The organism is Pseudomonas sp. Pseusp16, from assembly GCF_047324915.1.
Taxonomy (GTDB): Bacteria; Pseudomonadota; Gammaproteobacteria; order Pseudomonadales; family Pseudomonadaceae; genus Aquipseudomonas; species Aquipseudomonas fluorescens_CD.
Genome location: NZ_CP168522.1, coordinates 3,465,259 through 3,488,608, shown reverse-complemented (window position 1 = coordinate 3,488,608; position 23,350 = coordinate 3,465,259). Strand labels below are relative to the sequence as shown.

Genomic DNA, 23,350 nt, shown 5'->3' with positions numbered 1-23,350 from the left:
TCTTGAGCGCTTGGGCCAGCCGCACGGTAAATGTGAGATTGAATTGAGTGTCTTATCAGCGGTGCCCTTTGCCGGACGGGGCTCGGGTATACTCGCGCGTTTTGTGATGCCCTGCTGGCGTCACGGCTGAAATGTGAAGCGACATGCAATGCGCACTTACGATTTGTCGGTGCAGCCTTGCGGGTTCTGAACCAGCCTTGCAGGGATGTTTCGGTGATTTTTGGAGTTTTTATGCTCGAACAGGCTCAACGCGTCCTCAAGGACATCTTCGGCTACGACAGTTTCCGTGGCCGCCAGGGTGCAATCATTGAGCGCGTGGCCAGTGGCGGCGATGCCCTGGTCCTGATGCCTACCGGTGGCGGCAAATCCCTGTGCTTCCAGGTCCCGGCACTGCTGCGCGAAGGCCTGGCGGTGGTGGTCTCGCCGCTGATCGCGCTGATGGACGATCAGGTCGCCACCCTCGAAGAGCTGGGCGTGGCCGCCGCCGCATTGAACTCCACCCTCAGCGCCGAGCAGCAGCGTGACCTCGCCGCCCGCATCCGCCGCGGTGAAGTGAAAATGCTCTACCTGGCACCGGAACGACTGGTCCAGCCGCGCATGCTGTCATTTCTGCAAGGGCTGAACATCGCTCTGTTCGCCATCGACGAAGCACACTGCGTGTCGCAATGGGGCCACGATTTCCGTCCGGAATACCTGCAACTGGGCCAATTGGCGGAAATGTTCCCCGATGTACCGCGCATCGCCCTGACCGCCACGGCCGACAAGCGCACCCGGGAAGAAATCGTCACCCGGCTGCACCTGCAAGATGCCGAGCGCTTCCTGTCGAGCTTCGACCGGCCGAACATCTTTTATCGCATCGTGCCCAAGGAACAGCCGCGCAAGCAGTTGCTGGCGTTCCTCGCCGAACGCCGTAGCGATGCGGGCATCGTGTATTGCCTGTCGCGCAAGAAAGTCGAGGAAGTCGCCACATTCCTCAGCGAGCAAGGCTTTCCGGCGCTGCCGTACCACGCCGGCCTGCCCAACGATCTGCGGGCCTACCATCAGAAACGCTTCCTCAATGAGGAAGGCCTGATCATGGTCGCGACGGTGGCCTTCGGCATGGGCATCGACAAGCCCAACGTGCGTTTTGTCGCGCACCTCGATTTGCCGAAATCCCTTGAGGCCTATTACCAGGAAACCGGTCGTGGCGGCCGTGACGGCCTGCCGGCAGACGCCTGGATGGCCTACGGCCTGCAAGACGTGGTGATGCTCAAGCAGATGCTGCAGAACTCCGAAGGCGACGAGCGTCACAAGCGCCTGGAGCAACACAAGCTCGATGCCATGCTCTCGCTCTGTGAAGAAACCCGCTGCCGCCGGCAAACGCTGCTGGCCTATTTCGACGAAGACATGCCCGAGCCTTGCGGTCATTGCGACAACTGCGTCGACGGTGTGCAGACCTGGGATGCCACCGAGCCTGCGCGTCAGGCGCTGTCGGCGATCTACCGCACCGGTCAGCGCTACGGCGTCGGACACCTGGTGGATGTGTTGCTGGGCAAGGACAACGAAAAAGTCCGCAGCTTCGGCCATCAACACCTCTCGGTGTATGGTGTCGGCAAGGCGATGGCGGAGGGCGAATGGCGTTCGCTGTTCCGTCAGCTGGTGGCCCGTGGTCTGGCCGACATCGACCTCGAAGGCTACGGCGGCTTGCGCCTGAGCGACAGTTGCCGGCCGCTGCTCAAGGGCGAGGTGACCCTGGAATTGCGCCGCGATCTCAAGGCGCAAACCGTGGCGAAAAGCAGCAAGAGCCAGGCAAGCCAACTGGTCCGCGGCGAAGAGCGCGAGCAATGGGAGGCCCTGCGTGCCCTGCGGCGCAAGCTCGCCGAAGAGCATGGCGTGCCGCCGTACGTCATCTTCCCCGACTCGACCTTGCTGGAAATGCTCCGCAGCCAGCCGACCTCGCTGGCGGAAATGGCCAGGGTCAGCGGCGTCGGCGCGCGCAAGCTGGAGCGCTATGGCGAGGCCTTCCTCGAGGTGCTCGGCGGCCAGGTCGAGGCGCCGAAAGCGGTGGCCGACGTGCGTCACGAGCTGATCACTCTGGCGCGGGCGGGTATGACGCCGGTGCAGATTGCCGGTCAGTTGCAGTGCTCGGAAAAGAACGTCTACACCATGCTGGCCGAGGCGATCGGCAAGCAGCAGTTGTCGTTGGAACAGGCGCTGGATCTGCCTGAAGACCTGATGGGGGAAGTGCAGGACGCGTTCCTCGACGGCGAAGGCGAGTTGCCGCCGGTTTCCGAGATCGCGGCGCTGTTCGCGGGCCGGGTACCGGAAGGGGTTTTGTACTGCGTTCGGGCTGCCTTACAGTCGGAATTCGAGATTTGAGACATCTGTAGTGCTGATGTAACGATTCAGTACAGATCAAGTCTTGCCTCAAGCCGAGGCTCATGCTTAGCTGACTAATAATTAGTTTTAATTTATTTCAGTCTGATCATGAGTGTTTTATGCCGTTAACCGATCAACACCGCTTTGGCATGCAATTGGCCCAGATGTCCCGCGGCTGGCGTGCCGAACTGGACCGCCGGCTGGCGGGCTTGGGCTTGTCCCAGGCACGCTGGCTGGTGCTGCTGCACCTGGCGCGTTTCGATGAAGCACCGACCCAGCGTGAGCTGGCACAAAGCGTTGGCGTCGAAGGCCCGACCCTGGCCCGTTTGCTCGACAGCCTGGAAAGCCAGGGGCTGGTCCAACGTCAGGCAGTACTGGAAGACCGCCGGGCGAAGAAAATCGTTCTCTGCGCACCGGCGCGCCCCTTGATCGAACAAATTGAAACCATTGCCACGCAACTGCGTCACGAACTGTTCGAAGGCGTCGATGAGGCGGACTTGAAGGTGTGCATGCGCGTTCACGGGCACATCCTGAGCAACCTGGAAAAATCCTGAGGCATAACCGGCTGCCAGGTTTTTGAGATAGCGCATTGGGCGAACTATAAGAACTACTCGGCAATATCGTGTTCGTAACGGATGTACGAACGCGTGCGGATGGTTTCTATAGATCTCAAGGATGCTCATGTTCAAGTGTTGGCGATTGGTTTTGCGCGGTGGTTCTCAGTGGTTGCTGGCCGGGGCCGCGGTCACTTACTCGGCATGGACACCTGCGCTGGGGCTGGGTGAAATCACCCTGCATTCGGCGCTGAATCAGCCGCTGCGCGCCGATATCGCACTGGTGGATGCGGCTGGCCTGGAGGAGAACGAGCTGTCGGTGAGTCTGGCAACGGCAGGCGAGTTCAGTCGTGCCGGGGTCGACCGGGTATTGTTCCTCGACAACCTGAGGTTCACCCCGATCCTGCGCGGTAGCCGCCACTTGATCCAGGTGACGTCCAGCAAGCCCGTCAGTGAGCCGTTCCTGAACTTCCTCGTGCAGCTCAATCGGCCCAACGGTCGGTTATTGCGTGAGTACACGGTACTGATCGATCCGCCAGGCTCGCCGGGCGTTGTTCCCGCCAGCGATGAACCGCTTCCCGGTTCCCCGGCGCCTGCATTCCCCAGTGTTCAACCGGCCGTACCGCGGTTACCCGTGACAAGCACGACATCAGAAACTGACGTCCCCGTGGCTGATCCAGCTGTTGAACAACTGGCCGCCAGCACCCTGCAAAACCATCAGATGCAAACCACTGTCGATGAGCTCAACGCGAAGCTTCAAGGCCAGGATGAGCTGATCGCCGGCCAGAAAAAACAGTTGGCGGAGCTGCAAACCCAGCTGGCGGAGCTCAGGAAGGTAAAGGCGCAACCAATGGCTTCTGATGCAGGGGCGCCAGCCTCCGCTATTGCTGAAACCCCCGGGGTTGGCTGGCTGCCGATTGCCGGCGTGTCAGCGCTGATGACGTTGCTGGCGCTGGGCTGGTTTGTTCGCCGCTGGCGCCAACAGCATCAGATCGCAATGTCAGAGGCTCTGTCGTCACCGCATGAACCGTTGGCTGAGCTCATTACCGAGCCAGTGATGTGGCCCCCTGTCATGCAACCGCCCACTGCGCATCGCGACGGGGGGCCAGCCAGTGATGGGCTTGAGCGGGTCGATAGCGCTCGCTCCATCCCGGTCGCCGCTGACGATGTATACCAACTCAACCTGGAGGATCTGTCCATGGCGTCGAGTTGGGAGGTGATCAGCCCAAACGAGAGCAAGCAGTCGGCTGCCCTGGCCATGATCGAGCCTGTGTTCGAGTTGGAGGCGCTACCTGTTCCGCCGACTCGGCAGCCACCGGCCGGGCTATCATAGCGGCGTCGTCAAACTCTGGAGTCAAGTCCCGTCATGAACACCGGCAAACCGGAAGTCGTCATCACCTATTGCACGCAATGCCAGTGGCTGTTGCGCGCGGCCTGGCTGGCCCAGGAATTGCTCAGCACCTTTGGTGATGACCTGGGCAAAGTCTCCCTGGTGCCAGGCACCGGCGGGGTCTTTCATATTTACTGTGACGCTGTGCAGATCTGGGAGCGCAAGGCGGACGGCGGCTTCCCTGAAGCCAAGGTGCTCAAGCAGCGGGTCCGCGACCAGATCGACCCCGACCGTGACCTGGGGCACAACGACCGCACTCAGTGAGACGCGGCCTCGGCGGTAACGGCTTTCCTGCTTGAGCTACTTGAGAACCTGCTGGATACCACGATCGCCACAATGATCAGCGCCCCCCCCAGCAACATGCGCAGGGTCGGGTTTTCGTTGAACAGCAGCCAGGCGACGGTGATGCCGTAGACCGGTTCCAGGGCGAACACCACGGCGGCAGTGCGTGCCTTGATCACCGCGAGGCTGGCGACGAACAGGCTGTGGGCGACACCGGTACAGAACACACCGAGCAGGCCGATCCACAGCCAGTCGATGGTGCGAACTTCGCTCAAATGAGGCGCCGCCACCGGCAGCAGGCACAGGGCAACCACCACGTTCTGACACAGCGCTGCCTGCACGGGCGGGACGCGCCCGGAGCTGGCACGGTTGGTCAGTGACAGCAGGGCGAACAGCAACCCGGAACCCACGGCCCACAGCAGGCCAGTGGTGGCTCCGCTGGCCAGATCAAAGTCAGGTGTGACCAGCACCAGCCCGACACTGACCAGCAGCACCAGCACAATTTCATTGGCGCGAATGCGCTCGCGGAAGATCAACCCTTCAAGGATCACGGTAAATGCCGGGAAGCTGGCAAAACCGAGCGTTGCAATCGCCACGCCTGCGACTTTCACCGCAATGAAGAAACTCACCCAGTGCCCGGCCAGCAACAAGCCGCTTAGCAGCAGTCGACGCCAGTCCACGACCTCGAGTTTCCGCCAGCGAGTCTGGCTGGCGAACCGTGCGAAAAACGCCAGCGCAAGGACAGCAAAAGCGGCCCGGCCGAAAACGATGATCGCCGGTGACGCGGCAGCCAGTTTGCCGAACACGCCGGTCAGGCCGAACATCAATGCGCCGATATGCAAGGCGCCAAGGGCAGTACGGGGAGTCATCGCGATCCTTAACGGCAAACGAACAGAGGCATCATTGAAGCGCGTCATCGCCCCTCAAGTCTGTCGGCAAACTAGCGTTTTTTGTCGCCAGCCTCGCGCCGCAGTTTCCCGGGCGATGCCCCGAACTCGCGCAGCACCGCCGCCGCGAAGGCACTCTGGGAGCTGTAGCCGACGCGGCTGGCAATCTCGCCGATGGGCAGTGCCGAGTTGCGCAGCAAACTCACCGCGATATGCAGGCGTCGGCTGCGGATGTAGTCCATCGGCGTCTGCCCGCATTCGGCCACGAAGCGTGCATGCAAACGGGCACTGGAAAGGCCGGCCACCCGGGCCAGGTCGGCCACCTGCAGGGGGTACGCCGCGTACTGATCGATGTGTGCATTCAGCGCGGCGTAGGGCAGGCGCCGACCGCCGATGGCGTCAGGCCTGCTGTTGTTGAGACTGGCCAGTAGCAGCACCGCGCCTTGTTGTGCGATCAGCGGATCATCGACCGGACTGTTCGCCAGCCAACTGACCAATTGGCTTTGCCCGGCGTCCAGGGGCAGGCGGCCGGCGTTGTCGAGCAAGCGCCGGCTGGACTCGGCGTGATCGCCCAACGACTGGGCAACCCATTGTTCGCCGGGTACATCCAGCACCAGGCAGCGGCTGCCATTGGCGCTGCCACAAGCGTGATGCGCTCCGGAGGGCACCACCACGAAACTCTGCTGGACCACCTGGCTACCATGGCCGTCGACCTCGAAATCCAGGGCGCCCGAAAGCCCGAACACCAATTGCGCGTGGTCGTGGCTGTGGACGATCAGGTCGTGGCTGTATTGGCGAAGCGTGAGGATCGGTCTCATCGCAGGTCTCCCGGTTCAGGGCGTCAGTCTACACCGAGCGGGCCTGCCAGCGCTGTCACAGGACTGACTTGACGCTGTCATGGACCATTAACCGGGCCGGGGCAGACTTGGCAAAACTTGCCAGAGGGTTGCCCATGACCAGCGCCGAGCTCGCCAAACCCACCCGTAAGCAACGCGTACGGACTTTATGGATTTCCGATGTGCATTTGGGCACCCGGGATTGTCAGGCTGAACACCTGTCGCAGTTTCTCAAGAGCTACCACGCGGACAAGATCTACCTGGTCGGCGACATCATCGACGGCTGGAAACTGCGCGGCGGCATGTATTGGCCGCAAGCGCATACCAACGTGATCCGTCGCCTGCTGACCATGAGCAAGCGCGGCACCGAGGTGATCTACGTCACCGGCAACCACGACGAGTTCCTGCGCCGCTATTCGAAGCTGATTCTGGGCAATATCCAGCTGGTGGACGAAGCCGTGCACGTCACCGCCGACGGCCGGCATCTGCTGGTGATTCACGGCGACCAGTTCGATGTGATCACCCGTTACCATCGCTGGCTGGCCTTTCTGGGGGACTCGGCCTACGAATTCACCCTGACCCTCAACCGCTGGCTCAATCATTGGCGCGCGCGATATGGCTACGGCTACTGGTCGCTGTCGGCCTACCTCAAGCATAAGGTGAAAACCGCGGTCAGCTTCATCAGTGACTTCGAAGAAGCCATCGCCCATGAATGCGTCAAGCGCGAGCTGCACGGCGTAGTGTGCGGGCACATTCACCATGCCGAGATACGCAAGGTCGGCGAGGTGGACTACCTCAATTGCGGCGACTGGGTGGAGTCGTGCACCGCGCTGATCGAGCACTGGGATGGTTCGATCGAGTTGTATCGCCTGGCGGACGCCCAAGCCCGTGAGGCGCAGTTGAAGGCGACCAGGGTTGCCGAGTTGGCCTGACAGGCATTCGGTGTTTGTACCGGCCTCTTCGCGAGCAAGCCCGCTCCCACAGATTTCGAGGTGTTCACAAAATCTGCTTCCACCAAAGCTCCCTGTGGGAGCGGGCTTGCCCGCGAATGGACCGCAAAGCGGTCCCGCTGGATCTGTCAGGCCGGAGCCTGCTCTTCCATCGCCGCCTTGTAAATCGAGTTCCTGGGGTGCGCAAACAACCGCTCCATCATCGGCTCGAAAAAGCTCAATGGCAGCGTGTCGTACGCCGGGTCAAACGCCGCCGCATCGTACCTGGCACAGAACTCGACGGTCGCCTGGTACTGCGGATGGTCCTGGAATTGTTCACGCAGATACCGATCCATGCCCAGGTGATGGAAGAAGTAGTAGCCCTGGAATATCCCGTGCTTTTCCACCATCCACAAGTTCTCGGCGCTGACGAACGGCTTGAGGATCGCCGCCGCGATGTCCGGGTGGTTGTAGGAACCCAGGGTGTCGCCGATGTCATGGAGCAGGGCGCAGACCACGTATTCTTCGTCGCGGCCATCGCGCCAGGCGCGGGTGGCGGTTTGCAGGGAATGGGTCAGGCGATCCACCGGGAACCCGCCAAAATCACCCTCCAGAAGCTTCAGGTGCGCCACGATCCTTGTCGGCAATTGCCGCGCGTAGGCACTGAAGTCAGCGGCGATGATCGCCCAGTCTTCCTGCGTGCCGTCCTTCATGTGGGTGAAGCGGGCATTGGCGTTCATAGGCAATTCTCTTGTGACTGATGTTATCTAGAACGGAACGCGTCCCAGAACCATGTCCCGATACATGACAAAATCGCCGAGCAGGCTATAGAAGGGGTGTTGGAACGTTGCCGGGCGGTTCTTCTCGAAGAAGAAATGCCCGACCCAGGCAAAGCTGTAACCCGCCACAGGCAGGGCCCACAACAGCATCCATATCCCGCGACCAATGGTCAGCGCCAGAATCAAGATAACCAGTGTCGTGCCGATAAAGTGTAGGCGGCGGCAGGTACTGTTGCTGTGCTCGCTGAGGTAGTAAGGGTAAAACTCGGCAAAGCTGTTGAAGTGTTTGATGTTTTCCACGACTGCGATCTCTGTGGCTATTGTTCTGGCAGCAAGTTGTTCTGCGGGTGGCATATTTGAGTCTAGAGTGATCAATGGCATCAGGCAGTGACAATAGGCGCCACTTTAATATCCTTCGGTCAATAGCCGTAGCATGCGGCTCACCATGTAAGAAAACGCCATGAGCGAACGAACGACTTCTGCAAGCTGGGCGATGGGGATTGTCAAAGCGCTGGAGATGGACGGCCTGGATTGCCGGGTTCTGTTCAAACAGCTGGGACTCGACTACGCGGCACTGGATGATCCGGACGCACGCTTTGCGCAGGATTCCATGACACGGCTGTGGCAACGCGCGGTCGATCTGTCCGGCAACCCGGCCATCGGCCTGAACATGGGCAAGGTGGTGCGACCGGCGCAGTTTCATGTGGCGGGTTACGCCTTGATGTCCAGCCAGACCCTGGGCGAAGGCTTTCAGCGACTGGTGCGCTATCAGCGAATCATCGCCGAAAGTGCCGACCTGAGTTTCAAGCTGCTGGAAGAAGGCTACGCGCTGATTCTGACGGTACATGGCGACCATCTGCCGCCGACCCGGCAAAGCGCCGAAGCTTCAATGGCCTGTGCCTTGGCACTGTGCGGCTGGTTGACCGGGCGTACATTGCATCCACGCAAAGTGTTGTTGCAAGGCGCCGAGCCGGTCGATCTGGAACCCTATAAACAAGCCTTCCATGCACCGCTGGTGTTCAATGCGCCATACGATGCGTTGATTTTCGAACGCGCGGACATGGAAGCGCCGCTGCCGACGGCCAACGAAGCCATGGCATTGCTGCATGACCGCTTTGCCGGCGAGTACCTGGCGCGCTTTTCCGAAAGCCGCGTGACCCACAAGGCGCGGCAGGTGTTGTGCCGCCTGTTGCCCCAGGGCGAGCCCAAGCGCGACACCGTGGCCCAGGCGCTGCACCTTTCCCAGCGCACCTTGCAGCGGCGCTTGCAGGAGGAGGGCACGAGTTTTCAGGCGTTGCTCGACGACACTCGGCGCGAACTGGCCGAGCAGTACCTGGCGCAACCGAGCATGACCTTGCTGGAAATTGCCTACTTGCTGGGGTTCGCCGATCCGAGCAACTTCTTCCGCGCTTTCCGCCGCTGGTTCGCTGCCACTCCCGGCGAGTACCGGATACGGCTGCTGCAAACATCTGAAGCGGTCAATGACGCCAGAATGCCGGAATGCACAGCACAAACACCGTAATGATCTCCAGTCGGCCCAGCAGCATGCCGAACGAGAGAATCCACTTGGCGGCATCCGGCAGGGTGGCGAAATTGCCCGCCGGGCCAATGGTCTCGCCGAGTCCCGGGCCGACACCGGACACGGTACTGGCCGCGCCGGTGAGGGCGGTCATCCAGTCCACGCCGAGCAGCGACAGCAGCAGCGCAATTACGCAGATGGTGATTGCAAAGAAGAACGAAAAGGTCAGGATCGAACGCACGATTTCTTCGTCGAGGCGGTGACCGTTGTATTTCTGCTTGATCACCGCCCGAGGGTGAATCAGCTGGTTAAGGTTGGCCTTGAGCAGGATGTAGGCCACCTGGAAGCGGAAAATCTTGATACCGCCCGCGGTCGAGCCGGAGCAACCGCCGACAAACCCCAGATAGAAGAACAGCATCAGCGAGAAATTGCCCCAAAGGCTGTAATCCCCGAGTGCAAAACCTGTCGTCGTCACGACCGACGTCACGTTCAGCGCCACATGCCGCAGTGCCTCCAGCCAATGCAGCTTGGTGGTCCACCAGTACCAGGTGCCGAGCACCAGCCAGGTCACCAGCAACATGCCGAGAAGACCCTGCACTTGCTCGTCCTTGATCAACGCCCGGCGGTTGCCGCGTAGCGTCGCCACGTAGAGGGTGAACGGCAGGCTGCCGAGAATCATGATGACGATCGCCACCCAGTGCACCGCCGGTTGCGTCCACTTGGCCAAAGACTGGTCAGACGTCGAGAAACCGCCGGTGGAAATCGCCGACATCGCATGGTTGATCGCATCGAATGGGCTCATTCCGGCCCACCAGAATGCCAGGCTGCCGAGAATGGTAATGCCGACGTAGGCCGCCACGATCAGGCGCGCCACCATGTGGGAGCGCGGCATGACCTTTTCCGAGCGATCCGAGGATTCAGTCTGGAACAGCCGCATGCCGCCGATGCGCAGCAACGGCAGAATCGCCACCGCCATGCCGATGAAGCCGATGCCGCCGATCCAGTGCAGCAACGAGCGCCACATCAGGATGCCGGGCGACATGTTGTCCAGGCCATTGAGCACGGTCGAACCGGTGGCGGTGATGCCGGACATGCTTTCAAAAAACGAGTCGGTGTAACTGATGTGCTGGGTCAGCAGGAACGGCAGCGCGGCGAAGATGCACACCACCAGCCAACTGCTGACGGTCAGCAGGTACATATCCCGGGGACGCAGGTGAATGTGTTCCGGGCGACCGGGAATCACCAGGGCCAAGCCGGCGACAAAGGTGATCATGCTGGCCCAGAGGAACGACGGCAGATCGCCGGTGTGGTCGAAAATGACCAGCGTGGCCATGGGGACGACCATGGAGATCGCCAGCGTGATCAGGAAGATGCCGATGATGAAACCAATGATCCGTAAGGTCGGCAACGCCATGAGGTCCGCTCGGCTGATAGGGGAAAGGGCGCCATTCTACCCGCGGGGCGGGGCATGTAAACCGGCACTGCTGCGGCAGTTGCAGCTAGAATAGCCGCACAAATTTTCCAGGAGGTGGCCGATGCAGGCTCTCGACGCTTTGCTCAACCGTGTTTCCGTTCCACGACTGATTGACCCGGCACCCACTGCCGAGCAGCGCGAAGTGCTGTTCGGCGCCGCCATGCGCGCGCCGGACCACGGTCATTTGCAGCCTTGGCGTTTCCTGACGGTGGAAGGCGCGGCGCGCGAGCAAATGGGTGAGTTGCTGGCCGAAGCGGCGAAGCTTTCGGACAGCGAAGTCAGCGAAGCGGCCATCGACAAGGCGCGCAATGGTCCGTTACGAGCACCGCTGGTGGTGGTGGTGATTGCGCGGTTGCAGGATCACGTCAAGTATCCGAAGTCCGAGCAGTTGCTGGCGGCGGGCTGTGCGGCCCACGGGATTTTGCTGGCGGCGTATGCACAGGGCATTGGAGCGGTGTGGCGTACCGGTGACCTGGCTTACTCGCCGCATGTGGCCAAGGGGTTGGGCCTGGCGGAGGGGGAAGAGGTGATTGCTTTCCTGTATCTGGGCACCCCGCAGAAAGAACCGCGCGTGGCCGAGAAAGTCGACCTGGCCGAGTTCGTCAGTGCCTGGCCAGGTAAAGCCTGAACACCCCGGGCAAAAATGTGGGAGCGGGCTTGCTCGCGAAAGCGGTGGATCAGTCAATGTTGATGTCGACTGACACTCCCTCTTCGCGGGCAAGCCCGCTCCCACAGGTTTCAGGGTTGGACAACTGCGCCTGGGACGAGAGGCAATTCCAGGCTGGCAATGAACCCGCCCTCCGGGTGATTGGCCAGCACCAGGCTACCCCCATGTCGCTCCGCCGCGCGGCGGGCGATGGCCAGGCCCAGGCCGTGTCCGGCCGCTGTCTGCCCCGGTGCCCGATAGAACGGCTCACCGAGCTGGCTCAAATGTTCGGCACTGACCCCAGGCCCGTGGTCGCGCACAGTCACGACGATCCGCTCACCCTGGCGCAATGCCTGCATTTCGATCGGCAGGCCTCCCGCCGGATTGAAGCGCTGGGCATTGCGCAGCAAATTGTCGACGGCCCGCTCGATCATGGTCGGCCAGCCCTTCAGATTCAGTTGCGACTCGGCTTCGAGGTGGACAAGTTGCTCGGGTGAACCGAGTTGCGCATCCTTTTGCAGGGTATTGAGCAAGGCATTCAGATCCACCTCTTCCGCACTGGCGTTATCGGAGTCGACCCGGGCCAGTACCAGGATTTCGCTGATCAGCGCCTCCAGTCGGTCGCACTCGCGGGTCAGGCGCGGCCAGAGCTGTTCCCGTTCTTGCGGGGTGGCCCGTTCGGCCAGCGCCAGCGCGATACGCAGGCGGGCGAGGGGCGAACGCAGTTCGTGGGACACATCCCGCAGCAATTGCCGCTGACTGCCAATCAGGCTTTGCAGACGCGCGCCCATGCGGTTGAAGTCGTTGGCCAGCACGCCAAACTCGTCGCGACGGCTGGACAGTTTGACCAGGCTGTTCTGTTGATAAGCGGTCTGTCCAAGGTCATGCACCGCTCCGCGCAGGCGGCTGAGCGGGCGGGTGATGGAAAAGGTCACCAGCAGGCTGAACAGGGTCAGCACCACCAGGGCGATCCCCAGTGCGCTGAGTGGCCAGAGCAGGCTCTCGCGGTGCCAGGCGTCCAGTTCCGGGTGTGGGATGCGGTAGATGAACAGGTAGGTGTCGCCGGTTTTTTCGCTGGTGAACTCATCGGTCAGACGCCGCCATGGCAGGCGCCGGTCTTCATTGTTCTGTCGCGCCTCAAAGGCTGCCGCACGTTTCGGGAAGGTGCCGCGCACGACCGGATCGCCGCTTTCGTTAAGCACCTGAACGTCGATGTGATACTGGCGTTTACGTTGCTGGAGAATGTCCTGGGCGGCGTCTTCGCCCTGGCTTTCGTAGGTTTGCGTCCACTCTTCGGCCAGCGTGTTGAGGCCCGGGTGGCGGCTGAGAATCCATGCGTCCTGGTTGAGCATGTGCCCGAGCAGGATGGAAAGCCCTGCAACCAGAGCGATGGCCAGCCAGAAGCTGGCCAGGATACGCCAGAACAATGAACGCACGGAAAATCCTCAAACGAGCGCAACCCTTGTAGGAGCGGGCTTGCTCGCGAAGGCGATTTGTCAGTCAAGAACAATGGTGACTGATACTCCGCCTTCGCGAGCAAGCCCGCTCCCACATTGAATTGTGTGGTGTCAGACCCAACGGTGTTCAGCCGTCGGGTCCAGGGTCAGCGCATTATTGCGCTTTTTGCGGTTGTTGCGCTTTCCAGGCTTTGAACTCAGCCCACTCGGCGCGACGTTCAGCCTGTTTTTTCTGGATCTCGTCAAATTTCTTCTGTTGATCCGGTTTCAGCACGGCGCGCACGTCAGCTTCGGCTTTCTGGTGCTTGGCGGCCATTTCGTCTTTCATGGCTTTCTGGTCGGCTGGCGAGAGTTTCTCCAGGTACTTCTCGACCAGTTGCTTACGCTCGTGCATCTGCTCGCCCATGATCTTGCGGATCTGCTCGCGCTGTTCGCGGCTCAGGTCCAGTTGACTGTACGGGCCTTTGCCGTGCATGCCGTGCATCTGACCGCCGTGGCGCGAACCGTCCATCGGCCCGTCCATCGGGCCTGTGCCTTCGGGCATGGCCATGGCAACGGTCGGCAGGGCAGCAGCGAACATCAGAGCGATAAGAGTCTTGCGCATGGTGTATCTCCTTGTCTCGTTCCCGGTACGTTCCGGATGAGTACAGATTACGCAGATCAAGGTCAGCGGCGGTCAGCGGAGCGTAAAGCTTGGGTAAAGACGCTTTTCAGCGATCCTGACAAAACGTCCGGGTGACTGACTGTAGGAGCGAGCTCGCTCGCGATGGACTCACAGTCAGCGCTTTTTTCCAGACAGTATGCGTAATCGTTGAACTCCATCGCGAGCGAGCTCGCTCCTACAGGCTGTAGTAGTACCCGCGGCTGCGCAGGGCGACGATGCGCGGGCGGCCATCGGGGTGTGGGCCGATCTTCTTGCGCAGGTTGCTGACGTGCATGTCCAGGCTGCGGTCATACAGGGTCAGCTTGCGGCCGAGGGCGATCTGCGCCAGTTCCTGTTTGTCCAGGGGCTCGCCGGGCTGCTTGAGCAGGGCTTCGAGCAGGCGGCTTTCGGAAACGGTGAGGGTGAACTCCTGCTCTTCGATGCTGACCACCCCGCGTACCGGGCTGAAACACAGGTCACCCAGTTCCATCTGGCTGGACACCGCTGCCGGGTGGCTACGACGCAAGACCGCGCGCAGGCGGGCGGTCAGTTCCCGTGGATCGCAGGGCTTGGCCAGGTAATCGTCGGCGCCCAGTTCCAGGCCGAGGATCCGGTCCAGGGGCTCGCCCCGTGCCGAAAGCATCAGCACCGGCAAATCCGGGTGATCGCTGCGCAACTGCTTGAGCAGTTCCAGCCCGCTGCCATCGGGCAACATCACATCCAGCACCACGGCTGCGGGGGCGGTTTCGGCCAGCGCGCGGCGTGCGCTCTGGCCGTCGTGACAGGCACGCACGTGAAACCCTTCCTGGCTCAGCCAACTGCTCAGGAGCTCACACAGCTCCTGGTCATCATCAATCAGTAACAGCTCGCTCATGACTCACTCAATTTAGCCATTGTCGACGTTTTCGACTTGCTCCACTGGCGAAGATACCGCAGAGCAGAGCCAATAGCGCTACCCCGGCGCCAACGACAAACCATTGTTGCTGGTCGGTCAGCAGGTGCGGCAGTGGACTGCTGGCCTGGGCTTCCTTGAGTTGCAGCTTCAAACGCTGGTTCTCCTGGCGCAACCGGGCCAGCAGCGGGCTTTCGCGTTCGCCATCGGCAGTTTGCAGTTGTTTGCTCAATTCTTCCCGTTGCCGTTCGCTTTCTTTCAAGCGTTGCTGCAACTCGGTGATCTGGCTGCCGGCGCTCAAGGAAAGCGGCGTCGAGTTTCCACCCTCGGCGTTTTCTTCACCGTGGGCGGGCGCCACGACCGACAACGTGACCAACATCAGACACAACGGACCCTTGCGCATCGCGACTCCTGATTCCAATACGAGTATTGGGCAGGTTGTCGGCCGGCAAACGAGAATAATGAGCGATTGAGAACACGATGAACCGACAAGGTTCATCGCGTGGGGGCATAGCGAGAAGAAAGTTACGGCAGGACTTGCTTGAACGGCTTCACCAGAACGTTGGCGTAGACGCCCGCGGCGATGTACGGATCAGCATCTGCCCAGGCCTGGGCGGCGCTCAGGGAGTCGAATTCGGCAACGATCAGGCTGCCGGTGAAACCCGCCGCGCCCGGATCATTGCTGTCGACGGCCGGGTGCGGGCCGGCCAATACGATGCGACCTTCGCCCTTGAGCGCTTGCAGGCGCTCGAGGTGCGCAGGCCGTGCGGCCAGGCGGGCTTCCAGGGAGTTGGCGACGTCTGTGGCAATGATTGCGTAAAGCATGTCAGTCCTCGGTTTTTGGCGTAGTGGTGTCGGCATCGTGCAGATGGCGGGACAGGTAGATGCCCTGGCCGACCAGGAACAGCAAAGTCATGCCCAGGCTGCCGAAGACCTTGAAGTCGACCCAGTAGCTCTGGAAGGTGAACGCGACAAACAGGTTGGCGGCGCCGCAAAACAGGAAGAAGGCGATCCAGGCGATGTTCAGGCGCGTCCAGACCGGCTCCGGCAAGGTCAGCGCGTGGCCCATGATGCGCTTGATCAGCAGGCTGTCACCGACGAAGTGACTGCCAATGAACGCCAGGGCGAACAGCCAGTTGACCACCGGAGCTTTCCACTTCAGGAACGTCTCGCTGTGAAACGCCAGGGTCAGGCTGCCGAAGACCAGGCAGGCGATCAGGGTCAGCCACTGGCTCTTCTCCAGCTTGCGCTGTTTGATGAACAACGTGCCGTAGACCACCAGGGAACTGACGATCAACATCGCGGTGGCGCTGTAAATACCGCCTACAGTGAACTCATGGCCGGCGATGTCGACGACCCGTGGATCGGTTTTGAAGACGATGAAAAACAGCAGGAGCGGGATGAAATCGATGAATTGTTTCACAGTGGCAGCCAGAAGCAGGATGTGGCGGCATAATAACAAACATATGGGCGCGCGATAGCGCCAGCTGATTTGAGGTTACAAAGCCCTGTGAATGTTGATTTGCACTGCCATAGCACGGCCTCCGATGGCGCCCTGGCGCCTGCGGTTCTGGTGGCGCGGGCGTTCGAGAAGGGCGTGCAAGTCCTGGCCTTGACCGATCACGACACCCTTGAAGGCCTTGACGAAGCCCGGCACGCGGCTACCGCGCTGGGGATGCAACTGATCAATGGCGTGGAATTGTCCTGCACCTGGGGCGGCGCGACCATTCATGTCCTGGGCTACGGTTTTGACATGAACGCCGCGCCGTTGGTCGAGGCGATCGCCAAATTGCATGATGGCCGTTGGCTACGCTCCGAGGAAATCAGCCGCAAACTGGCATTGAAAGGCATGCCGGGGGCGCTGGAAGGCGCCCGCGAGATCCAGCAGGAACTGGGCGACAGCGGTAACGCGCCGGCCCGCCCGCATTTCGCCGACTGGATGGTGCGTGAAGGTTTCGTCAAGGATCGCGCCGAGGCGTTCCGCAAATGGCTGGGCGCCGGCAAGCTGGGCGACGTCAAGCAGCACTGGCCGACCCTGGAGGAAACCGTCGAAACCCTGCGCGCGGCCAAGGCCTGGGTCAGCCTGGCGCACCCCTGGCACTACGAATTCACCCGAAGCAAGCGTCGTCGCCTGATTGCCGACTATATTCAAGCAGGGGGCCACGCCATCGAAGTGGTCAATGGTTACCAGCCTGCCGAGCAAGTGGGCAGCCTGGCCATTCTGGCCCGCGAATTCGGTCTGCTGGTCAGTGCCGGCAGTGATTTTCATGGCCCCGGAGGCTGGTCGGAAATCGGTGAATACCGGCCACTCCCGGAGGATCTGCCACCGCTATGGTGTCGATTCAAACATGACCCAGTTATTGCCGCCGTCTGAACAGGTAGAGAATGTGAGTCAATTTTTCCAGATTCATCCGGAAAACCCGCAAGCGCGCCTGATCAAACAGGCGGTCGAGATCATCCGCAAGGGCGGGGTGGTGATTTATCCCACAGACTCTTCCTACGCCATTGGTTGCCAGATCGGCGACAAAGTGGCTGTGGAGCGCGTGCGACGTCTGCGCGGGCTGGATGAAAAGCACAACTTCGCGCTGATTTGCTGCGACCTGTCGCAGCTGGGGCTGTTCGCCAAGATCGATACCGGCACTTTCCGCTTGCTCAAGGCCCACTTGCCGGGGCCGTACACGTTCATTCTCAACGCCACCCGCGAAGTACCGCGACTGTTGCTGCACCCGAAAAAGCGCACCATCGGCCTGCGGGTGCCAAGCCATCCGATTGCCCTGGCACTGCTGGAACAGCTCGGCGAGCCATTGATGAGCGTGAGTCTGATCATGCCCGGTGAAACCGACCCCATGTATGATCCCCATGAAATGCGCCAACTGCTCGAACACCAGGTCGATCTGATCATCGACGGTGGTTTCGGCGGGATCAAGGCGTCCACCGTGATCAACCTCGCCGACGGCGAGCCGGAAGTCATTCGCGTTGGTTGCGGCGACCCTGCGCCGTTCATGGTCGAGGCCTAGATGTCCGCAGTAGAACCCGTCGACAGTCAGGCCGGAGCCCAGCAGGAACTGCCCTTCGCCATGGTCTATGGCCAGGCGGTCATGGAAATGCCGCTGGACCTGTACATCCCGCCGGATGCCCTCGAGGTCTTCCTGGAGGCGTTCGAAGGCCCGCTCGACCTGCTGCTGTACCTGATCCGCAAACAGAACATCAATATCCTCGACATCCCGGTGGCGGAAATCACTCGCCAGTACATGGGCTATGTCGAGTTGATGCAGTCGGTGCGCCTCGAACTGGCCGCCGAGTACCTGGTGATGGCCGCGATGCTGGCCGAGATCAAGTCGCGGATGCTGTTGCCACGGGCCGAAACCGTCGAAGACGAAGAGGAAGACCCGCGCGCCGAGCTGATCCGTCGCTTGCAGGAGTACGAGCGTTTCAAGGCTGCCGCCGAAGGTATCGATGGCCTGAGTCGCGTCGGTCGTGATGTCGTCGTGCCCAAGCTAGACGCCCCGGAAGCCCGGGCACGCAAGCTGCTGCCGGACGTGCGCTTGTCCGAGTTGCTGTTGTCCATGGCCGAGGTGTTGCGCCGTGGCGACATGTTCGAAAGCCATCAGGTCAGCCGCGAGGCACTGTCGACCCGCGAACGCATGAGCGATGTGCTGGAACGCCTCAAGGGCGGCGGTTTCGTGCCGTTTGTCGAGCTGTTCACCGCCGAAGAAGGGCGCTTGGGCGTGGTGGTGACCTTTATGGCGATCCTTGAACTGGTCAAGGAATCCCTGGTCGAGCTGGTGCAAAATGAGCCATTTGCCGCGATCCACGTGCGAGCCCGAGCCGAATAACGAGTTGAATCATGAATCTGACTGAACCCCGCGAGCTGGCGCCATTGCTTGAAGCCTTTCTGTTGGCCTCGGGAAAGCCGCAATCTCTGGAAAGCCTGTTCGAACTCTTCGAAGAAGGCGAGCGCCCCGAGCCGCCGGTCTTCAAGAAGGCCCTGACGATTCTGGCGAAGTCCTGTGATGGCCGCGCTTTTGAACTGAAGGAAGTGGCTTCGGGTTATCGTCTGCAAATTCGCGAGAAGTTTGCGCCGTGGGTCGGGCGTCTGTGGGAAGAGCGCCCGCAGCGCTACTCCCGTGCCATGCTGGAAACCATGGCCCTGATCGCCTATCGCCAGCCGATCACCCGGGGCGAAATCGAAGACGTGCGGGGCGTGGCGGTCAACAGCAATATCGTCAAGACCCTGATGGAACGCGAGTGGATCCGCATCGTCGGCCACCGTGACGTACCCGGCAAACCGGCGATGTTTGCCACCACCAAGGCATTCCTCGATCACTTCAACCTGAAAAACCTCGACGACCTGCCGCCGCTGGCGGAACTGCGCGAGCTGGAGCCGGATCCGGTGCTCGATTTCGACGACGCCCCCGTACCCGCCGGTCTGCAAGAGTTGGCCGACGCCAGCGCCGAGCCGGAAGAACCGAAGGAAGAAACCAGTTTCCACACGCTGTTGCTGGAGCTGGACAGCATGGAGGAGGGGCTCAAGACCGACTTCGACGACTTGCTGCGTGATGGCGCCGAGTTCCCCACCGATTTGGCACCGGAGACGAATGAACCGGAATCCGACGTTGTGCAGATCGAGCCGGAGCCTGAAGTCGAGCCGCAGCCTGAAGTAGAGCCGGAGCCGGAGCCGGAAGACGACATCCTCGGCGTTGCCGAAGCCCGGGAAAAACTCCTGGCCGCCGTGGCAGCCCTCGAACAGCCGAAACCCGAGCCGCAGCTGTCGGACGAAGAGGCCGAAGCCCAGGCCCTGGCGGAAGCCATCGAAGCAGAACGGCGCCAATTCGAGGACTGATGCGATTCTTGAGAAGTGTGGAGGTCCATTGTGGGAGCGGGCTTGCTCGCGAAGAGGGCGTGTCAGTCGACATCTTTGTTGGCTGACCTGACGCATTCGCGAGCAAGCCCGCTCCCACAGGGGAATTGCGTTCACCGCAAAACTGCGGGCCACCGGCCGGCGGAAAAACAAATAACCTTGCTTTGATCAGCTAGTCTCTGATGCGCAAACGCCCTCATGCGCGTATGATTCGCGACCCTTCGGCGATCCCTTCGCCAAAGTACCCAGTTTTCAGACCACACCGGGAGGTGCCCAGATGAGTATCAAAGACCAGCAAGACGACCAGCCAATCGGCCCAGCAGGCGAAAAACTGCAGAAAGTCCTCGCCCGTATCGGCGTCGGCTCGCGCCGTGACGTGGAAGCCTGGATCAGCCATGGCCGGATCAAGGTCAACGGCAAAGACGCCACCCTTGGCCAGCGCGTCGACATGCACGACGCCATCACCATCGATGGCAAGGTGATCAAGCGCGAAGAGGCCGCCGAATCGGTCCGCCGCGTGATCATGTACAACAAGCCCGACGGTGAGATCTGCACCCGTGTCGACCCGGAAGGCCGCCCAACCGTGTTCGACAAGCTGCCGCGTCCGAAAGAGGGCCGCTGGATCAACATCGGCCGTCTCGACATCAACACCACCGGTTTGCTGATGTTCACCACCGACGGTGAGTTGGCCAACCGCCTGATGCACCCGTCCTACGAGATGGATCGCGAGTACGCCGTGCGTGTACGCGGTGAAGTCGATGACGAGATGATCGAGCGCCTGAAGGCCGGTGTTGTCCTCGAAGACGGTCCGGCGCGTTTCACCGACATCCAGCAGGCACCGGGCGGCGAAGGTTTCAACCACTGGTACCACTGCGTGGTGATGGAAGGTCGTAACCGCGAAGTACGTCGCCTGTGGGAATCCCAGGGCCTGGTGGTCAGCCGTCTGAAGCGCGTGCGTTTCGGTCCGGTGTTCCTCAACTCTGACCTGCCGATGGGCCGCTGGCGCGAGATGAGCCAGTACGAAGTCGACGTCCTCAGCGCGGAAGTCGGCCTGACCCCGGTGGCCATGCCGCAACTGAACGCCAAGAGCAAGGACAAGCTCGACCGGATGCAACGCAAGTCGTCGCGGCCGATGGCCAGGACCGAACGTGTACGCACCCTGCGTCCAGCGAATGGTGGACCTGCAGCCCCGCGTGAAAACCGCGAGCCGCAGATCGAAGGCGAGCGTCCAGGGCGCAAGCCAGCGGCGCGTCAGGACGGCGAACGCGGTCCACGCACGCCACGTCCGGCCAATGGCCGTACTGAGCGTGGTGAAGGTCGTGGTACGCCGGTAGCCGATCGTCCGGTCGACACCAAGCGCCCGGCCAAGCCTGCGCCGAAGCGTCCGGGGATCAAGCTGGTCGACGGTGACACGCCATCGGGCAAGCGCCGTGGCGCACCGGCCGGTTCCGGCCAGCGTCCGGGCTTTGGTCGGCGTAAGCCGGAGTGAGGCAGCGGTAAGCTGCAAGTGAAAAACGCCAACCTTCGGGTTGGCGTTTTTTTTTTGTCTGGCTTTATGTCTGTGTCGTTTTTGAGGCCGCCTTCGCGAGCAAGTCGCAGCACCGCAATGTCCGAAGTGGAAAGCCAGAATTACGCGTTGTAAAGAAAACATGACGAAATCCACAGATTAACCCCGTGGATTCGCCACTCTCTGGATTCCGTAAGAAAGCGCTTACACATCGGCGCCTTCCTTCCTCCTTCCCTCCGTCTAGCCCGCTTGTTTCACCGCTCCATGCAGGGTGTTATGCGCGCCATGCCTGTCGTGCAGGTGCATAACAAAAAGGAGGCGCAATGAACGCCGCAATCCGTTTCCATCTCTCTGCGAGAGGCGGTATTCCTGCCTTTCCCGTCGATGATCCGCAAGGGTCTGACCCATTTTTTGCAGCCGCCCGAACCTCTCGGGGCGGACACAGGCAATCCCGGCCATAGACGCGCTTGTCCAGCGGGTCTGGCAGCAGGGGGTTACAGGTGTACAATGCGCCGCGTTTTACCTGTGACCTCCTGCGCATCAGCGCAAACCTCAAGGCTATCCGCCTTGTTCACTCCGCCGCGTCACGAGCGTGTCGGGTTCGATTTCGTCGCAGATAAAAACAAACAGGTGACGCATGACCGTTGTAAATACGCTGAACTCCTGGTGCTTGCGCTGGGGTTTGATCGGTGCCGCTTAACGGATTTCCTGAGCAGCAACGTCTACTGAACATCATCAAACCTTGCGTGAGACCCTTTTCATGAGTGGACAACACCCGCAATCAGGCGAGCTGAAACGCGGCCTGAAAAATCGCCACATTCAATTGATCGCCCTCGGTGGCGCGATCGGTACCGGCTTGTTCCTCGGCTCGGCCGGGGTACTGAAATCCGCCGGCCCGTCGATGATCCTCGGCTACGCCATCTGCGGCTTCATTGCGTTCCTGATCATGCGCCAACTGGGCGAAATGATCGTCGAAGACCCGGTGGCCGGCTCCTTCAGCCATTTCGCGCACACCTACTGGGGCGGCTTTGCCGGCTTCCTGTCGGGCTGGAACTGCTGGATTCTGTACATTCTGGTAGGCATGTCCGAGCTGACGGCTGTCGGCAAGTACATCCACTACTGGGCACCGGACATCCCGACCTGGGTGTCTGCCGCCGCCTTCTTCGTGCTGATCAATGCGATCAACCTGGCCAACGTCAAGGTGTTCGGAGAAGCCGAGTTCTGGTTTGCGATCATCAAGGTCGTGGCAATCGTCGGCATGATTGCCCTGGGCAGCTACCTGCTGGTCAGCGGTAATGGCGGCCCGCAAGCAGCGGTAAGCAACCTGTGGTCCCATGGCGGCTTCTTCCCGAACGGCATCAGCGGCCTGGTAATGGCCATGGCTTTCATCATGTTTTCCTTCGGCGGCCTGGAAATGCTCGGTTTCACCGCAGCCGAAGCCGACAAGCCGAAAACCGTGATCCCGAAAGCCATCAACCAGGTGATCTACCGGATCCTGATTTTCTACATCGGTGCACTGGTTATCCTGTTGTCGTTGACCCCGTGGGACAGCCTGCTGACCACCCTGAACGCCTCCGGTGATTCCTACAGCGGCAGTCCGTTCGTGCAGGTGTTCTCGATGCTGGGCAGCAACACCGCTGCGCACATCCTCAACTTCGTGGTCCTGACCGCTGCCCTGTCGGTGTACAACAGCGGCACCTATTGCAACAGCCGCATGCTGCTGGGCATGGCCGAGCAGGGCGATGCGCCGAAGGGCCTGGCGAAGATCGACAAGCGTGGCGTGCCGGTGCGTTCGATCCTGGCCTCGGCGGCCGTGACCCTGATCGCAGTACTGCTGAACTACCTGATGCCGCAAAACGCGCTGGAACTGTTGATGTCGCTGGTGGTGGCCACCCTGGTGATCAACTGGGCGATGATCAGCTTCTCGCACTTCAAGTTCCGCCAGCACATGAACAAGACCCGGCAGACGCCGCTGTTCAAGGCCTTGTGGTATCCGTACGGCAACTTCATCTGCCTGGCGTTCGTGGTGTTCATCCTTGGCGTGATGCTGTTGATTCCCGGGATCAATCAATCGGTGTACGCGATTCCGGTGTGGCTCGTGTTCATGTGGGGCTGCTACGGCATCAAGAACAAGCGCAGTGCGCAACATGTAATGCAGTCTGCCAGTGCTTCGGTGAAGTAAACGCAGAGCGCAGTAACAACAAACCCGGCCATGTGCCGGGTTTGTTGTTTTCATGGCCCACATAAATCCCTTTGTGGGAGCGGGCTTGCTCGCGAAAAGGGCGTGTCAGTCGACATCTTTGTTGGCTGACCTGACGCATTCGTCGGAACGCCGC

The 23,350-nt window shown here is 61.1% G+C and carries 24 protein-coding genes; 13 read left to right on the top strand and 11 right to left on the bottom strand.

Annotated elements, in window-relative coordinates:
* Nucleotides 1-231 precede the first annotated feature (231 nt).
* From recQ to ACEN8Q_RS15850, 4 genes are all read left to right on the top strand, one after another.
* Nucleotides 232-2,358 (top strand): DNA helicase RecQ, encoded by a 2,127-nt coding sequence (recQ, locus tag ACEN8Q_RS15865; protein ID WP_413705453.1) that lies wholly within the window; start codon nt 232-234, stop codon nt 2,356-2,358.
* A gap of 119 nt (nt 2,359-2,477) precedes the next feature.
* Entirely contained in the window at nt 2,478-2,912 is a 435-nt protein-coding gene (locus ACEN8Q_RS15860) for a MarR family transcriptional regulator (protein ID WP_413705452.1), read from the top strand.
* A gap of 127 nt (nt 2,913-3,039) precedes the next feature.
* The gene (locus ACEN8Q_RS15855) at nt 3,040-4,245 is read left to right on the top strand and encodes a FimV family protein (RefSeq protein ID WP_413427306.1); all 1,206 of its coding nucleotides are present in this window, start codon (nt 3,040-3,042) and stop codon (nt 4,243-4,245) included.
* A 33-nt stretch (nt 4,246-4,278) separates the two neighbouring features.
* A complete protein-coding gene (locus ACEN8Q_RS15850) occupies nt 4,279-4,566 on the top strand; it encodes a SelT/SelW/SelH family protein (RefSeq protein ID WP_085719083.1) in 288 nt (95 codons plus the stop codon).
* Here ACEN8Q_RS15850 and ACEN8Q_RS15845 read toward each other — a convergent pair.
* Nucleotides 4,560-5,453 (bottom strand): DMT family transporter, encoded by an 894-nt coding sequence (locus tag ACEN8Q_RS15845; protein ID WP_413427307.1) that lies wholly within the window; start codon nt 5,451-5,453, stop codon nt 4,560-4,562. The two genes, ACEN8Q_RS15850 and ACEN8Q_RS15845, sit on opposite strands and share 7 nt — an antisense overlap.
* A gap of 71 nt (nt 5,454-5,524) precedes the next feature.
* Entirely contained in the window at nt 5,525-6,289 is a 765-nt protein-coding gene (locus ACEN8Q_RS15840) for a helix-turn-helix transcriptional regulator (RefSeq protein ID WP_057398306.1), read from the bottom strand.
* A 134-nt stretch (nt 6,290-6,423) separates the two neighbouring features.
* Between ACEN8Q_RS15840 and ACEN8Q_RS15835 the strand changes: the two genes are divergently transcribed.
* Nucleotides 6,424-7,239 carry a UDP-2,3-diacylglucosamine diphosphatase gene (locus ACEN8Q_RS15835; RefSeq protein ID WP_413427308.1) on the top strand — a complete coding sequence of 272 codons (816 nt, stop codon included), beginning with the start codon at nt 6,424-6,426 and terminating at the stop codon, nt 7,237-7,239.
* A gap of 146 nt (nt 7,240-7,385) precedes the next feature.
* Here ACEN8Q_RS15835 and ACEN8Q_RS15830 read toward each other — a convergent pair whose 3' ends face one another.
* Both ACEN8Q_RS15830 and ACEN8Q_RS15825 read right to left on the bottom strand, forming a co-directional pair.
* Complete coding sequence (locus ACEN8Q_RS15830; protein WP_413427309.1) at nt 7,386-7,976, bottom strand: HD domain-containing protein; 591 nt, start codon at nt 7,974-7,976, stop codon at nt 7,386-7,388.
* A 27-nt stretch (nt 7,977-8,003) separates the two neighbouring features.
* Nucleotides 8,004-8,315: an Mpo1-like protein gene (locus tag ACEN8Q_RS15825; RefSeq protein WP_413427310.1), complete on the bottom strand. Its 312-nt coding sequence runs from the start codon at nt 8,313-8,315 to the stop codon at nt 8,004-8,006.
* Nucleotides 8,316-8,475: 160 nt separating this feature from the next.
* Here ACEN8Q_RS15825 and ACEN8Q_RS15820 point away from each other — a divergent pair, with 160 nt between their 5' ends.
* The gene (locus ACEN8Q_RS15820; RefSeq protein ID WP_413427311.1) at nt 8,476-9,537 is read left to right on the top strand and encodes an AraC family transcriptional regulator; all 1,062 of its coding nucleotides are present in this window, start codon (nt 8,476-8,478) and stop codon (nt 9,535-9,537) included.
* Here ACEN8Q_RS15820 and ACEN8Q_RS15815 read toward each other — a convergent pair.
* The gene (locus ACEN8Q_RS15815) at nt 9,494-10,948 is read right to left on the bottom strand and encodes a TrkH family potassium uptake protein (RefSeq protein WP_413427312.1); all 1,455 of its coding nucleotides are present in this window, start codon (nt 10,946-10,948) and stop codon (nt 9,494-9,496) included. The two genes, ACEN8Q_RS15820 and ACEN8Q_RS15815, sit on opposite strands and share 44 nt — an antisense overlap.
* Nucleotides 10,949-11,069: 121 nt before the next feature.
* Between ACEN8Q_RS15815 and ACEN8Q_RS15810 the strand changes: the two genes are divergently transcribed.
* Entirely contained in the window at nt 11,070-11,636 is a 567-nt protein-coding gene (locus ACEN8Q_RS15810) for an NAD(P)H nitroreductase (protein ID WP_413427313.1), read from the top strand.
* Between the two features lie 110 nt (nt 11,637-11,746).
* On the opposite strand, the gene ACEN8Q_RS15805 is transcribed toward ACEN8Q_RS15810, so the two are convergent.
* The 6 genes from ACEN8Q_RS15805 to ACEN8Q_RS15780 form a co-directional block, all read right to left on the bottom strand.
* Nucleotides 11,747-13,090, bottom strand: coding sequence for a sensor histidine kinase (locus ACEN8Q_RS15805; RefSeq protein WP_413705451.1), 1,344 nt, complete (start codon nt 13,088-13,090; stop codon nt 11,747-11,749).
* A 175-nt stretch (nt 13,091-13,265) separates the two neighbouring features.
* A complete protein-coding gene (locus ACEN8Q_RS15800; RefSeq protein WP_085719073.1) occupies nt 13,266-13,715 on the bottom strand; it encodes a Spy/CpxP family protein refolding chaperone in 450 nt (149 codons plus the stop codon).
* 235 nt (nt 13,716-13,950) lie between these two features.
* Nucleotides 13,951-14,628: a response regulator transcription factor gene (locus ACEN8Q_RS15795; protein WP_413705450.1), complete on the bottom strand. Its 678-nt coding sequence runs from the start codon at nt 14,626-14,628 to the stop codon at nt 13,951-13,953.
* A gap of 7 nt (nt 14,629-14,635) precedes the next feature.
* On the bottom strand, nt 14,636-15,049 hold the full coding sequence (locus ACEN8Q_RS15790; RefSeq protein ID WP_085719071.1) for a translation initiation factor 2: 414 nt from the start codon (nt 15,047-15,049) through the stop codon (nt 14,636-14,638).
* Nucleotides 15,050-15,171: 122 nt separating this feature from the next.
* Complete coding sequence (locus ACEN8Q_RS15785) at nt 15,172-15,471, bottom strand: YciI family protein (RefSeq protein WP_008021382.1); 300 nt, start codon at nt 15,469-15,471, stop codon at nt 15,172-15,174.
* Nucleotide 15,472: 1 nt separating this feature from the next.
* The gene (locus tag ACEN8Q_RS15780; RefSeq protein WP_413427317.1) at nt 15,473-16,069 is read right to left on the bottom strand and encodes a septation protein A; all 597 of its coding nucleotides are present in this window, start codon (nt 16,067-16,069) and stop codon (nt 15,473-15,475) included.
* An 87-nt stretch (nt 16,070-16,156) separates the two neighbouring features.
* Between ACEN8Q_RS15780 and ACEN8Q_RS15775 the strand changes: the two genes are divergently transcribed.
* From ACEN8Q_RS15775 to ACEN8Q_RS15750, 6 genes are all read left to right on the top strand, one after another.
* Nucleotides 16,157-17,020: a PHP domain-containing protein gene (locus ACEN8Q_RS15775; protein WP_413705449.1), complete on the top strand. Its 864-nt coding sequence runs from the start codon at nt 16,157-16,159 to the stop codon at nt 17,018-17,020.
* Between the two features lie 13 nt (nt 17,021-17,033).
* Nucleotides 17,034-17,663: an L-threonylcarbamoyladenylate synthase gene (locus tag ACEN8Q_RS15770; protein WP_033047950.1), complete on the top strand. Its 630-nt coding sequence runs from the start codon at nt 17,034-17,036 to the stop codon at nt 17,661-17,663.
* 60 nt (nt 17,664-17,723) lie between these two features.
* Nucleotides 17,724-18,482: a segregation and condensation protein A gene (locus tag ACEN8Q_RS15765; protein ID WP_172435389.1), complete on the top strand. Its 759-nt coding sequence runs from the start codon at nt 17,724-17,726 to the stop codon at nt 18,480-18,482.
* Between the two features lie 11 nt (nt 18,483-18,493).
* The gene (gene scpB / locus ACEN8Q_RS15760; RefSeq protein ID WP_413705448.1) at nt 18,494-19,489 is read left to right on the top strand and encodes an SMC-Scp complex subunit ScpB; all 996 of its coding nucleotides are present in this window, start codon (nt 18,494-18,496) and stop codon (nt 19,487-19,489) included.
* 295 nt (nt 19,490-19,784) lie between these two features.
* On the top strand, nt 19,785-20,996 hold the full coding sequence (gene rluB, locus ACEN8Q_RS15755) for a 23S rRNA pseudouridine(2605) synthase RluB (protein WP_413427320.1): 1,212 nt from the start codon (nt 19,785-19,787) through the stop codon (nt 20,994-20,996).
* Nucleotides 20,997-21,774: 778 nt separating this feature from the next.
* Entirely contained in the window at nt 21,775-23,196 is a 1,422-nt protein-coding gene (locus ACEN8Q_RS15750) for an amino acid permease (RefSeq protein ID WP_413427321.1), read from the top strand.
* Nucleotides 23,197-23,350 lie beyond the last annotated feature (154 nt).